A 13522-nucleotide genomic window follows, 5' to 3' on the forward strand; every position below is an offset into this window, starting at 1 on the left:
GACCTAGTTGACCCCGGGAGGGCTGCGCGGCTGGTCACGGGCTGCCCCTGCCTGTTCGTCGCAGAGTGCGGCATGCGCTGTGGCTGGTCGCGCAGTTCCCCGCGCCCCTTTCGGGGCGCGGGGATCCCTCAGCGGTTGGCCACCGCCTGGCGGACCAGTGTGCGGCCGAAGTCCCACATCAGGCCGCCGCTGTGGGCGTCGTCCATGACCTGGGTGAACGCGGCCACAAAGCGCTCGACTTCCTCCTGGCCGATCACCAGTGGCGGGATCAGTTTGATGACCTCCAGATGGTCCCCGGAGACCTGGGTGAGGATGCGGTGCTTCTGCAGCAGGGGAACCACGACCATCTGCGCGAACAGCCCCTTGCGGGCAGCCTGCAGCATCGTCCAGCGGCTGCGCAGCTTCAGCGACTTCGGCTTGCCGAACTCGATGCCGATCATCAGCCCCCGGCCCCGCACCTCGTGCAGCAGCTCGTACCTGTCCACCAGCGCGGCGAGCCGGGCGCGCAGCAGATCGCCGGTACGGCGGGCGTTCTCGGTGAGGCGTTCGTCGTCCATGACGGCGAGGGTGGCCAGCCCGGCGGCCATGGCCTGGGCGTTGGAGCCGAAGCTGGCGGAGTGGACCAGCACCCGGTCCATGGACGAGTAGACCTTCTTGAAGACCCACTCCTTGCCGAGCGTCGCCCCGACCGGGACGTAGCCCCCGGAGAGCGACTTGGCCACACACACCAGATCGGGGTCGACGTCCTTCTCGTGCTGGTAGGCGAAGAAGTCACCGGTGCGGCCCAGCCCCGTCTGCACCTCGTCGGCGATCAGCAGCGCCCCGTACTTGTGCAGCAGCTCGCGGGCGGCACGCAGATAGCCGGGCGGGGCCGCGTGCACGCCCTTGCCCTGGATGGGCTCGACGACGAGCGCCGCCACGTCCTTTCTGCGCAACTCCCGCTCCAGCGCCGCCAGATCGCCCAGCGGGACGGGGGTGTCGGGCAGCAGCGGGGCGAACCCGTCGCGGAACCCGTCCTCACCGTTGACGGAGAGCGAGCCGGTGGTCAGCCCGTGGAAGGCGTGTGCGCAGTACAGCACCCTGGGCCTGCCGGTGGCGCAGCGGGCGAACTTCAGCGCCGTCTCCACGGCCTCGGTGCCGCTGTTGCCGAAGAAGACCCGGTCGAGCCCGGGCGCGTACGCCAGCAGTTTCTCGGCCAGCAGCCCGGGCAGCGGCTGGCAGTCGAAGCGGGTGAGGTCGGCCAGCTGCGCGTCCAGCACGTCGTGCAGCGCCTGCCGTACGACGGGGTGGTGACGGCCGACGCCCATGACGCCGAACCCGGCGAGCATGTCGAGGTAGTCGTTCCCGTCGGCGTCGTAGAAGTACGCACCTTCGGCACGCTCGTAGACCTTGTCGAAGCCAATGGTGTGCAGCATGCGCGGCAGCTGGTGGTTGAGGTGGCGCAGGTGCAGCTCGTAGCGCTCGCCGCTCCGCTCGGCCAGCAGCTTCGTCAGGTCGAAGCCGGTCACACCATGCTCCCCTCACCCGTGCGGGCTGCGCCCTGGACGTCCCGCGGTGCATCGAGGTCGCCTGGTCTGTCGGTGTACTCCAGCAAGGACATGGTCGGCCCCCCTGCTCTGGCGAATCGGTCCGGGCTCAGTGAGAGGCGCTGCCCGCGGTCGCGCGGGCGGCGCGCAGGGACTCCCGGAGAGACCCCATGGTGGCCAGTACCGCGGTTGGCTCGTATCCGCAGTGCGCCATGCAGTTGGCGCAGCGCGGGTCCTTGCCGCGGCCGTACTTGTCCCAGTCGGTCTCCTCCACCAGCTCCCGGTAGGTGGGCACATAGCCGTCGCTCATCAGATAGCAGGGCCGCTGCCAGCCGAAGAGGGAGTAGTTGGGAATGGCCCAGGCGGTGCAGTCGAAGTCGGCCTTTCCCTCCAGGAAGTCGAGGAAGAGCGGGCTGTGGTTGAGCCGCCACCGCTCCCTGTTGCCCCCGGCGAACGCCTTCTTGAACAGCTCTCTGGTCTGCTCGACGCCCAGGAAGTGCTCCTGGTCGGGCGCCTTTTCGTAGGCGTAGGCGGGGGAGACCATCATCTCGTCCACCTTCAGTTCGTCGTTGAGGTAGTTCAGCACCTCGATGACGGTCTGCGGGGTGTCCGTGTTGAAGAAGGTGGAGTTCGTCGTGACGCGGAATCCGCGGCGCTTGGCCTCCTTCATCGCCGCCACCGCCTCGTCGAACACCCCCTCCTTCGCGACGGATTCGTCGTGCCGCTCCCGGAGGCCGTCGATGTGCACGGCGAACGCGAAATAGGGGGAAGGCTTGAACTCGTCCAACTTCTTGCGCAGCAGCATGGCATTGGTGCAAAGAAATACATATTTACGCCGGGCGACCAGCTGCCGCACGATCTCCCCGATCTGCGGGTGCATCAGCGGCTCGCCGCCCGCGATGGAGACCATCGGTGCCCCGGACTCCAGCACGGCCCCCACCGCCTGCGCCACCGGCATCCGCTGCTTGAGCACTCCGGCGGGGTGCTGGATCTTTCCGCAGCCCTCGCACTTGAGGTTGCACGCGAACAGCGGCTCGAGCTCCACGATGAGGGGGAACTTCTCCCGCTTGCGGAGTTTCTGCTGGAAGAGGTACGTCCCGATACGGAGCGTCTGGCGGAGCGGCATGGCCATTTCTGGCTCACCTCCAGGGGAGCAGCAGGGATCGGTGCCATTCGAGGAATGCGGGCAGGACACCGCGAAGGACGCGGAATGCCGATATTCCACCCCGCAGTGTCCCGATGCGGATCAGTTCATGGCCCGGAGCGTCCACCACCACCCGTACGGCCGCAACCGGACGCCGGGCCGTGCCCGCTGCGGCGGCGTCCAGCGTGGCGGCGGACTCCATGTCGGCGGCGATGGCTCCGGTCTCGTGCAGCGCAGCCCTGGCCCGGCCGCGTACCAACTGGTCGGTACCCGCCAGCGGGCCCACGTGGACAGTGCCGTACCCGGCCAGCGCGTCGGCCAGCAGTCCGGTGCCGGTGCAGGGGGTGCGCCCGCGCGGGTCACGGGTCTCGGCGGCCACCACCAGGTCCCCCGGGCGCATGCCGGGCACCAGTCCCGCGCAGAAGCCGGTGGCCAGCACAGCGGTGCCGCCGGGCACCGCCTCCCGCGCGAGGGCCTGGGTCATGGCGCGCCGGGCCGCCTGCGCGCCCATGCCGGTGCGGAGCAGCCGCACATTGCCGGGGCCGGTTCCCCCGTTCGGGTCGGCGCGGCCCGGGCCGCGCCCCGGTCCGCGGCGCAGCGCGAGGTGCTCGATGCCGAGCGCACACGTCAGCAGCAGCGGGTCCGGGGCCGCCGGGGTGTCCATCAGGCGTCACGCCTCACGACCCGCTCCAGTCCGTCGCCGTGCAGATAGCGGCCGAGTGCCGTGAGGGGGAAGACCATCCGGTAGAGGTGGTAGTTGATCGAGAAGTCCCAGGGGAAGCCGGTGCCGGTGAAGCAGGGCTCGTCCCAGTAGCCGTCCTCGCGCTGGGTCCTGGCCAGCCAGCCGATGCCCCGTTCGACGGCCTTGCTGTCCTTCTCACCGGCGGCGAGCAGCGCCATCAGCGCCCACCCGGTCTGCGAGGCGGTCGAGGTCCCGTTGGCGATCCACTCGGCGTCGATGTAGGAGCGCAGATCCTCACCCCAGCCTCCATCGTCGTTCTGGACGCTCTCCAGCCAGCGCACGGCGCGCCGGATGGCGGGGTGCGAGGTGGGCAGTCCCGCTGCCACCAGCGCCGGGACGACCGATCCGGTGCCGTAGAGGTAGTTGACGCCCCAGCGGCCGAACCAGGAGCCGTCGGCCTCCTGTTCGGCCAGCAGCCAGGAGACGGCCTTACGGGTGCGCGGGTCGTGCTGCTTGCCCTCGGCGGCCAGCATCTCCACCACGTGCGCCGTCACATCGGCCGACGGCGGGTCGATGACCTCGCCGAAGTCGCAGAACGGCAGCCGGTTGGGGAACGTGCTGGTGTTGTCGACGTCGAAGGCGCCCCAGGCGCCGTTCCCCGACTGCATGCCGAGGTTCCAGCGCACGGCCCTGCTGAGGGCCCGCTCGACCCGCTCGGGGTCGGGGTGCCGGATACGGCGCAGCGCGAGGGCGACTTCGGCGGTGTCGTCGGTGTCGGGGTAGTTGTCGTTGTGGAACTCGAACGCCCAGCCGCCGGGGACCAGGTGGGGGCGGCGCACGGACCAGTCGCCGGGGCGTACGACCTGTTCGCCCAGCATCCAGTCGGCGGCCTTGACCAGCGCCGGGTGGTCGCGGGGCAGCCCGGCGTCGGCCAGCGCGATGGAGGCCAGGCAGGTGTCCCAGACCGGGGACTGGCATGCCTCGATCATCCTGGTCTGCTCGTCGGGCCAGACGGCGAAGCGGTCCAGCGACTCCAGTCCTGCCCGCATCACGGGGTGGTCGAGGTCGTAGCCGAGCAGCCGGAGCGCGATCAGCGAGTAGACGGCGGGCGGCTGGATACCGCCCCAGCAGCCGTCGTTCTCCTGCCGTTCGATGATCCAGCGCGAGGCTTCCTTCAGTGCCGCGCGGCGCAGTCTGCGGGAGGCGACCTTGCGGTAGGCGTGCAGGGCGCGGTCGATGCGCTGGAAGGCGCCGTCCCAGGTGGTGGCGGGCGCCATCGGGGTGAAGGGCACCGGGCGGGCCGGGTCGCGGTGCAGCTCGTCCAGGCGGAACGGCGCGGGGTGCACGGGCCGGAAAGCGGAGACGACGGTCAGCGGCACGATGGTCTGCCGGGCCCAGCAGCCGAAGTCGTAGATGTTGAGCGGCACCCACTTGGGGAACCAGATGATCTCCGGGGGCAGTTCGGGCAGGTCCTCCCAGCGCCACCAGCCGAACAGCGCGAGCCAGATGCGGGTGAAGACCCGGCTGCGGGCCACTCCCCCGTGCTCGCGCACCCACTGCGCGGCGCGCGTCATATGGGGGGCCTCGGGGTCGTCGCCGGCGAGCTTGAGGGCGACGTATCCCTCGACGGTGGCGGACAGATCCCCTGGCCCCCCGTGGAAGGTGGCCCAGGCGCCGTCCTCGCGCTGCCGGGAGCGGATGAACCGGGCGGCGGCGGCGAAGGTGCGCTCGTCGCGGATGCCGAGGAACTCCCGCAGCAGCAGATCCTCGGCATCCATGGTGATGTTGGTTTCCAGATCGCCCTTCCACCAGCCGGCCTCGTCCTGCCGGGCCAGCAGGTGGTCGACGGCGCGGGCCGCGGTCCGCTCTGCGAGGGCAGTGATGTCGCCGGTGCCCGTGGGGGCGGTGGCGGGAGTTTCGCGTTCTGCGTTCTTCGTACCGGAGACGCCGGGTCCAGCGGGGCCGTCCGTGGTGGCTGTCATCCCTTCTCCTTCCGAAGTGTCCGATTGCTCGGAGCCGCGAGGGGAGGCCGGCTCACCCCCGCCGTACGACGACGAAGTCGGCGAGCGCGGTGAACTGGTCGCGCACCCGGCCCGGCATGTCGACCGAGTCGAGCGCCGCCAGCGCCGTGGTGTGCTGGCGCTGGGCCTCCTGCGAGGTCCACTCGCGGCCTCCGGCCTCTTCGATCAGCGCGGCGCGCTCGGCGAACTCCGCCTCGTGGAAGTCCTCGAACTCCGCCTGGCTCTTCTTCGCGTCCTCGGTCATCAGCTTCGCGAGCCGCGCCGCCGCGGGGCCCTCGGAGCCGAGTGCGGCGGCGACCGGGAGCGACTTCTTGCGCTGTCGCAGATCGCTCCAGGTCTGCTTGCCGGTGGCCTGGGGGTCGCCCCAGATCCCGAGCAGGTCGTCCACGGCCTGGAAGGCGAGGCCCAAGTGGTGGCCGTACGCCTCCAGCGCGTCCGCCGTGCGGTCGTCGGCGCCGCCGAGCACCGCGCCGATGGAGGAGGCACAGGCCAGCAGCGCGCCGGTCTTGTTGCCCTCCATCTCCAGGCACTCCTCCACCGTCACCAGGTCGCGGTGCTCGTAGGAGATGTCCTGCGCCTGGCCGTCGATGAGCTTTCGGGTCGCCAGCGTGAGCCGCCGGGTGGCGCGCCCGGCCTCCGCCGTGCCCAGCTCCAGCAGTATCTCCCCGGCGAGCGCGAACAGCGCGTCCCCGACGAGGATGGCCTGCGCTGGACCGTGCACCTTCCAGACGGTGTCGCGGTGGCGGCGCTGTTCGTCACCGTCCATCAGATCGTCGTGCAGCAGGGAGAAGTTGTGCACCAGCTCCACGGCGACCGCGCCGGGGATGCCGGTCTCCGGTGCGCCGCCGGTCACCTCGGCGGACAGCAGCGCGAGCGCGGGCCGTACCGCCTTGCCGCCCGCTGCGTCCGAGGGGCGGCCCTCGGCGTCGATCCAGCCGAAGTGGTAGGCGGCGACGGTGTCCATCGGCGGGGCCAGCCGCTCGACTGCCGCGCGCAGTACGGGGGTGGAGAGCGTGCGGCCGCGCTCCAGCAGCGCGCTCACTTCCCTGCGTCCGGCCTCTTCGCCCTTCATGCCCTCGTCGTCCTCGTTCACGAGCTGTTGGTTCGGCGGGGTCACAGGGTCTCCTCTGTGCGGTGCTGTGGTGCTGGCTGTACCGCCCGTGCTGACTGGGCCGGCCGGACGTTCTGCGTCAGTTGTGCTCATGGGCCCTTCCTTCGATGCCGGGGACCGGTTCGGCCCCGTAGGGGCGGCCCAGCGCGACAAGGGCTTCGCGGGCGGCTGTCACCCCGCTGCGGACAGCGCTCTCCATGGTCGCGGGCCAGCCGGTGGCGGTCCACGCTCCCGCGAGGAGGACACCGGGGGCCAGCGTGCGCGCCGCCGGGCGCAGCCGCGCGACTCCGGGCACGGGCGCGAAGGTGGCGGTGCGCTCCCGGGTCACGAAGAAGTCCCGCACCCCGGCGCCCCTGGCAGCGGGCAACAGCCGCTCCAGCTCGGGCAGATAGCGCTCGCGCAGCGCGGCGACCGGCTGGTCGATCTCCTCGTGCGCGACGGACTGGGAGAGCGCCAGATACTGGCCGCCGCCGGTGAGCCCGGAGGCGGTGGTGCGGTCGAAGACCCACTGGACCGGGGTGCCGAGCGCGGCGAAGAAAGGTCTGCGCAGCACCTTGCGGTCGTAGATCACATGGACGTTCAGGATCGGCTCGGTGCCGATCTCCAGCAGCCGCCCGGGGTCGGCCAGCGCCCCGGGGGGCAGCAGCCGGTGCGCCTCGCGCTGCGGTACGGCGAGCACGACGGTGTCCGCGGCCAACTCCTCGCTGCCGCTGCCGCCCTGTTCGACCGTCACCCGCCAGCCGCCTGCTCCGTCCGGCTCGACTGTTCGGGCCCGGGTACGCAGCAGGGTGCGCACGCCCGCCTTGTGCAGCGCCGTGCGGGCCAGAACGTCGTGGATGTCGCCGAGCGGTACGTGCGCCCATCCGATGTCGGCGGCGCCGGGCTCGGACAGCAGCCCGGTCTTGAAGACCATCGCCGCGAGACCCATCGACGCCTGGGGTGCGCGGGCGTTGAGGGTGGCGGTGCCGACCAGGTCCCACAGCGCCTTGACGGCGCGGGGCGACTGGCCGTGCCGGTGCAGCCAGGTGCCGAAGTCGATGGCGTCCAGCGCCGGGTCGGCCGGGTCGAGCCCCTTGAGTGCGAGCGCGGCGCGGGCCACCGCACCCCGCTCGGCGAGTGACAGATGCGGGTAGCCGGCCAGGCTCGCGGCCAGGTGCAGCGGTACGGGCAGCGCACTGCGGCGCAGCCGTCCCAGCCGGGGGCGGCTGCCGCCGACGTCGAGCACCGGCACGTCCAGCCGGTCCTGGAGCGGGGCGAGTCCGGCGGCGCCCAGTCGCTCCAGGAACCAGCGGTATGCGGTACAGCAGCGCAGATAGACGTGCTGGCCGTTGTCCACGGCCAGCTCGCCGGCGGCGGAGTCGCGCCGGAAGGAGAAGGCGAGCCCGCCCAGCCGCGGGCGGGTCTCCACCAGGGTGGTTTCCAGGCCCGCCTCGGCCAGCCGCAGCGCGGCCGTCGTGCCCGCGAGGCCGCCGCCGAGGACCACGGCGCGCCGGGCGGCGCCGGGCCGTTCGCCGGACCGCACATCGTCCGCCGTCATGGACGCTCCTCCCCTGACTCCCCTGCGTGGATGTGGTCCGTGCCCGCTGGGACGTCTCCGCCGCGGTGGTGGGTTGCCCGGCGTCCCGCCGGCAGCGGCGTCAGGGCCATCAGGCGCTCCGCCGCGACGTCTGGCGGGAGACCAGCCGCGCGTCGAAGCCGGACAGGCCGCGTACCGCGACGTACGCCTTCTCATGTCCTGGCAGGGAGACGCGGCCGCGGAGCACGGCGGCGGGGTCGGCCGCGATGCGGTCCAGCAGCCGGTGGTAGATCCCCGCCATGGCCGCGACGCAGGCGCCGGAGCGCCTGTCGAGCATCGGCAGCAGTCGGTAGCCCTCGGCGAACAGCGCGCGTGCCCGGCGCACCTCGAAGTGGACGAGTCCGGTGAAGTCGGCGCCGGGCGGCACCGTATCGGTGGTGAAACCCGCGGCACAGCCAAATTTCTCGAGATCCTCCGAGGGCAAATACGTTCTTCCGCCCTCCGCGTCTTCCCGTACGTCCCGGAGAATATTGGTCAGTTGGAGGGCGAGCCCCAAAGTGTCGGCGTATTCGGAGGCGCGGGAGGTCTCCCGTGCGCCGGGCACGGTGCCGAAGACGCCGAGCGAGAGCCGGCCGATGGCGCCGGCCACGCAGCGGCAGTACACCTTCAGGTCGTCCCAGGTCTCGTAGCCGGCGCCGCGGACGTCCATCAGTACGCCGTCGATCAGCTCGTCCAGCGCGTCGAGCGGGATCCGGAACCGGCCGGCGGCGTGGCTGAGTGCGACGGCGACCGGGTCGGTGTCGTCCCAGGAGACCGCGCGGCCCTTGATCCGGTCGAGCAGCGTCCGGGTCTCCTCCAGCCGCCGCTGCTTGGCCTCGGGGGGCAGTTCGCCGTCGCCGATGTCGTCCACCCGACGGGAGAACGCGTACAGCGCGGACATGGCCTGCCGCTTGGGTGCGGGCAGCAGCCGGATGCCGTAGGCGAAGTTGCGGGCCTGCGCTCCGGTGACGGCCTCGCAGTAGCGGTAGGCGGCGGACACCTGCGCGGGGAGCTGCTGCACGGACCCGGCCTGTGCCCGGTCCGCTCTGGCGGCCTTCTCCGTCTTCCCCACCGTCCCGGTCACCCCTCTCCTCGCAAGCTCGCCCAGGACTCGCGCAGCACGCTCGCGGTGCCGGCCCGGGGAGTCCCAGCCAGTACGTCGTACCGTGCGGCTCGCAGGGCGGAGGCCGCGGCGCGCCCGCCGCCGGTGAACCCGGCGAGCAGCAGCCGGAGCCTGCCGTGGACGCTGCGCGCCAGCGGCGCGCCCTCGTCCAGCAGGCCCAGCGCGCGCTCGGTCTCGTAGGCGATCAGGGCGCGCACCGAGGCGTTCGCGGTCGGCGCCGCGAGGTCGGACTCGCCGACCCGGAACCTGGCCAGGTCCTCGGCCGGCAGATAGATCCGGTCCCTGGCCAGGTCCTCGGCGACGTCCTGGAGGTGTTCGATGATCTGGAGCCCGGTGCACACCGCGTCCGAGCGGCGCACCCGCTCCGGTGTCATGGTGCCGGTGATGGCCAGGACGAGCCGGCCGACCGGGTTGGCCGACAGCTCGCAGTAGGCCAGCAGTTCGGCATAGGTGGCGTAGCGGCGGACCTTCTGGTCCTGCCGGTTGGCCTCGATCAGGGCGAGGAACGGCTCCGGCGTCAGTCCCCTGCGGCGGACGGTGGGGACCAGGGCGCGCAGCAGCGGGTGACCCGGCCCTGACCGGCCGGTGGACGTACCGGTGGGTGAGGGGCCGCCCCAGGAGATGCCGTCGAACACCCGGTGGACATCGGCCTCGAAGGCGTCGAGCATGGCGAGCGGGTCGGCGGCCTGGCCGGGTGCGAGCCCGAGGGAGGAGGCGTGTGCGGGGCCCGAGGCGCCCAGATCGCCGTCGCCGATGTCGTCGACCAGGCGGGCGAATCCGTAGACGGCCATCAGGTCGTCCCGCCATGCACGGGGAAGAAAGCGGGGCGCCACCGGGAAGTTCTCCGCCTTGGCCTTGGAGAGCACCGCGCTCGCGTGCGCGTCCTCCTCCGCGGTCACCACGTGCTGCCCATGGCCATTGCCGTCACATCTCCGTTTCTACACCGCTGCACCAGAAGATCCTATTTCGGACACGCCGCACGCGCTGGCCTGCGAAAGCAGCCGGCGGCACAGCCCGGCCAGGCCCTGTTCGCCCGACTTACCGCGAATCAGCACCGAAACAGCTTACGCCGTACATCAACCCCATGTGCGAGCCCCGAACCGCGCCCCGGACCGTGCCTGAAGGGGCGCGGGGGACTGCTCCCCCGCGCTCTTCGAGCAGGGGTGCCCCCAAAGCCGAACCGCCTGCGGCCTGCGCACATCCGACTGGGGGCAACTCTCTCACCAGCGGCGCCAGGGGGCGGTCAGGGGGCCATCAGACCAGCCAGGACATCGTGCAGGACCCGCTCGATGACATAGCCCGCCTCCTCCTCGGGGAGCACATCCAGCGGCCCGTCGAGAAAAAGCATCGCCGCCCCGTGCACCATGGCCCAGGCGCTCAGCTCGGCACCGGGGCGGCGTTCCGGTGTGATCAGGCCGACGGCGACGGCCTCGTCCAGGGTCTCGGAGAGCATTTCGAACGAGCGTGCCTCCCAGCCCGGCTCCTCGTCGCCCTCCACGATGGCGCCCTCCTCGGTGATGCCGAGGACGCCGAGCGCCTTGCGGCAGAAGGCCGTGCGGTAGAGGCCGGGCTCCGTCCTGGCGAACTGGATGTAGCCGCGGCCGAGCCCCTTCATCCGCTGCCTGGTCGCCTCCGGCCCCTCGCCGTGCACCTCGCGCCCGCCTGCCTCCATACAGGCGACGAGCCGCTGCTGACCGTGCTCCTTGACGGCGCCGAGCAGGTCGCTGTGGTTCTCGAAGTGCCGGTAGGCGGCGGTCGCCGAGACCCCGACCTTGCGGGCTGCGGCACGCAGGACGACGGCGTCCGGGCCTCCCTCAGCCGCCAGTTCGATGGCGGCCTGGATCAGCGCGTTGCGCAGGTCCCCATGGTGGTAGCGGCCCTTGCCGCGGCGGCCGGCCGCCGCGGCGGCCGGCGCCGAGGGGTCGCCCGCGGCTCCGCCCGGCGTCGCTTCGGTGTTCGCGTGCATGCTTCCATCCTGCCCGATGTTGACAGCAGTAACATACCTGGCATCATGCATGTTGACGCCGTGAACATCTGACGGCGCCACTCCGTCCGTATGGCAGTCCTTCCGATCGGTCTGCCATTTCCTGTTCGCTCCTGTTCCGTTCCATCGCGCCTCCCGGGGGATTTGACGTGCTCCAACGCATAGCCGACCTGACCTATCGCAGGGCACGAACCGTGCTGCTGCTGTCCCTGCTGGCGGTGGTGGCGCTGGCCGCCGTCGGATTCGGCGCCTTCGGCAAGCTCCAGGGCGGCGGATTCGACGACCCGGACTCGCCCTCCTCACGCGCCGCCGCCCAGATCGACGACACGTTCCACGGCGAGGCCAACCTCGTCCTCCTGGTCCGCGCCAAGGAGGGCGCACTCGACTCCCCGGACGTCGAGCACGCCGGGCAGGAGCTGACCCGCGGGCTGCGCAAGGAGCCCGGCGTCTCCCAGGTGACCTCCTACTGGGCGCCCGGCGGCTCAGCCCTCACCTCGCGGGACGGCTCCCAGGCGCTGGTGCTCGCCCATATGGATCAGGAGGACACCGAGCGGGTCACCGAGGTGACCGACAAGTGGACCGGCGAGCGGGGCGCCGTCTCGGTGCGCGCGGGCGGCGGAGCCGCACTGAACGAGCAGGTCAACGCGCAGGTGTCGAAGGACCTCGGAGTGGCCGAGGCCATTGCCGTACCGGTGACCCTGATCCTGCTCATCCTCGCCTTCGGCAGCGTGGTGGCGGCGCTGCTGCCGCTGGCCATCGGCCTCGTCGCGATCCTGGGCACCTTCGCCGAGCTGTACATCCTCGGCAGCATCACGGACGTCTCCGTCTTCGCGATCAATCTCACCACCGCGCTGGGGCTCGGGCTAGGCATCGACTACGGGCTGCTGCTCGTCAGCCGCTTCCGCGAGCGGCTCGGCGCCGGTGACGAGACCGCACAGGCGCTCCGTACGACCGTGCGCACCGCGGGCCGGACCGTGCTGTTCTCCGCCTCGACCGTGGTCGCGGCGCTGGCGGCGCTGCTGCTCTTCCCGCCGTACTTCCTGCGCTCCTTCGCCTACGCCGGCATCGGCGTGGTGGCCATCGCCGCGCTCTCGGCGCTGCTGGTCGTCCCGGCGCTGCTGGCCGTGCTGGGGCCGCGGGTCAACAAGGGGCGGCTGCCGTGGGCCGACGCGGTCCGCAAGCCGGAGGCCCCGATGTGGGGCAAGCTGGCCCGTACGGTGATGCGGCGGCCTGCGCTCACCGCGCTACCGGTGCTGGCCGTACTGCTGCTGGCCGCGAGCCCGCTGCTGGGCGCCACCTTCGGCACCCCGGACGAGCGGGTGCTGCCGGAGAGCGCCGAGAGCCGCCAGGTCTCCACCGCGCTCCAGCACGACTTCGCCGGCAACGACGCGGCGGGCGTCTCCGTCGTCACCCAGGGCCGCGCCGACAGCCGGGCCGTGGACCGGTACGCCGCGCAGCTCTCGGAGCTGAAGGGTGTCGCCCGCGTCCAGGCGGCGACGGGAACCTACGTGCGAGGGCACGCGGTACGCGGGCCCGGCGCCGCGAGCGCCGCGTTCGAGCAGCAGGGCACCCACCGGCTGTCGGTCACCACCAGCCTGACCCCGGCTTCCGGCAAGGCGCAGGACCTGGTGCGAGACATCCGCGACCTGCCAGGACCCGGCGGCACCACGACGCTGGTCGGCGGCAAGGACGCGGAGCTGATCGACTCCAAGAAGGCCGTCGCCGACAAGCTGCCAGCCGCCGTGGCCTGGGTCGTCGGCTCGACGTTCATCCTGCTGTTCCTGTTCACCGGCAGCGTGGTGCAGCCGCTGCGGGCACTGGTGCTGAACGCGGTCAGCCTGACCGCCGCGATCGGCGCGATGGTGTGGGTCTTCCAGGACGGTCATCTCTCCTCGCTGCTGGGCTTCACGGCGATGCCGATGGACACCTCGATGACGGTGCTGATGTTCTGCATCGTCTTCGGCCTGTCCATGGACTACGAGGTCTTCGTGACCAGCCGCATCAAGGAGCTGCACGACTCGGGGGCCGGCAACCACGAGGCCGTGACCGGCGGTCTCTCCCGCACCGGGCGGATCGTGACCATGGCGGCCGGGCTGCTGGCGGTCAGCTTCTTCGCCTTCACCACCAGCCAGGTCTCCTTCATCCAGATGTTCGGCCTGGGCAGCGGCCTGGCCATCCTCATCGACGCGGTGGCGGTACGCGGAGTGCTGGTGCCCGCCGCGATGCGGTTGCTGGGCCGTACGGCCTGGTACGCGCCGGCACCGTTGCGGCGGCTGCACGCGAAGGCCGGCCTGAGCGAGGCGGCTGACGACGAGGCCGCCGAGCCGCGGCAGCAGGAGCCCGGCGAACGGGAGCCGGTCGGCTCCGGAGTGTGAC

At 71.7% G+C, this 13522-nt stretch carries 10 protein-coding genes; 1 reads left to right on the forward strand and 9 read right to left on the reverse strand.

The window, feature by feature from the left end:
- Positions 1–128: 128 nt before the first annotated feature.
- From ITI46_RS15700 to ITI46_RS15740, 9 genes are all read right to left on the reverse strand, one after another.
- The gene (locus tag ITI46_RS15700) at positions 129–1508 is read right to left on the reverse strand and encodes an aspartate aminotransferase family protein (RefSeq protein WP_209240167.1); all 1380 of its coding nucleotides are present in this window, start codon (positions 1506–1508) and stop codon (positions 129–131) included.
- A 127-nt stretch (positions 1509–1635) separates the two neighbouring features.
- Positions 1636–2658, reverse strand: coding sequence for an adenosyl-hopene transferase HpnH (hpnH, locus tag ITI46_RS15705; protein WP_209240168.1), 1023 nt, complete (start codon positions 2656–2658; stop codon positions 1636–1638).
- 7 nt (positions 2659–2665) lie between these two features.
- On the reverse strand, positions 2666–3334 hold the full coding sequence (locus tag ITI46_RS15710; RefSeq protein ID WP_209240169.1) for a phosphorylase family protein: 669 nt from the start codon (positions 3332–3334) through the stop codon (positions 2666–2668).
- Positions 3334–5334: a squalene--hopene cyclase gene (gene shc / locus ITI46_RS15715; protein WP_209240170.1), complete on the reverse strand. Its 2001-nt coding sequence runs from the start codon at positions 5332–5334 to the stop codon at positions 3334–3336. Before shc ends, ITI46_RS15710 begins: the two co-directional genes overlap by 1 nt.
- Positions 5335–5386: 52 nt before the next feature.
- Complete coding sequence (locus ITI46_RS15720; RefSeq protein WP_372451965.1) at positions 5387–6577, reverse strand: polyprenyl synthetase family protein; 1191 nt, start codon at positions 6575–6577, stop codon at positions 5387–5389.
- Positions 6564–8021, reverse strand: coding sequence for a hydroxysqualene dehydroxylase HpnE (hpnE, locus tag ITI46_RS15725; RefSeq protein ID WP_209240171.1), 1458 nt, complete (start codon positions 8019–8021; stop codon positions 6564–6566). Before hpnE ends, ITI46_RS15720 begins: the two co-directional genes overlap by 14 nt.
- A 109-nt stretch (positions 8022–8130) precedes the next feature.
- The gene (gene hpnD, locus ITI46_RS15730; protein WP_307808187.1) at positions 8131–9060 is read right to left on the reverse strand and encodes a presqualene diphosphate synthase HpnD; all 930 of its coding nucleotides are present in this window, start codon (positions 9058–9060) and stop codon (positions 8131–8133) included.
- 59 nt (positions 9061–9119) lie between these two features.
- Positions 9120–10064, reverse strand: a complete 945-nt coding sequence (gene hpnC, locus ITI46_RS15735) for a squalene synthase HpnC (protein WP_209240173.1) — start codon at positions 10062–10064, stop codon at positions 9120–9122.
- A 341-nt stretch (positions 10065–10405) separates the two neighbouring features.
- Positions 10406–11128, reverse strand: a complete 723-nt coding sequence (locus tag ITI46_RS15740) for a TetR/AcrR family transcriptional regulator (protein WP_209240174.1) — start codon at positions 11126–11128, stop codon at positions 10406–10408.
- Positions 11129–11295: 167 nt separating this feature from the next.
- Between ITI46_RS15740 and ITI46_RS15745 the strand changes: the two genes are divergently transcribed.
- Complete coding sequence (locus ITI46_RS15745) at positions 11296–13521, forward strand: MMPL family transporter (protein WP_209240175.1); 2226 nt, start codon at positions 11296–11298, stop codon at positions 13519–13521.
- Position 13522: the final 1 nt, after the last annotated feature.

Source organism: Streptomyces oryzae, from assembly GCF_017676365.1.
Lineage (GTDB): Bacteria > Actinomycetota > Actinomycetes > Streptomycetales > Streptomycetaceae > Streptomyces > Streptomyces oryzae.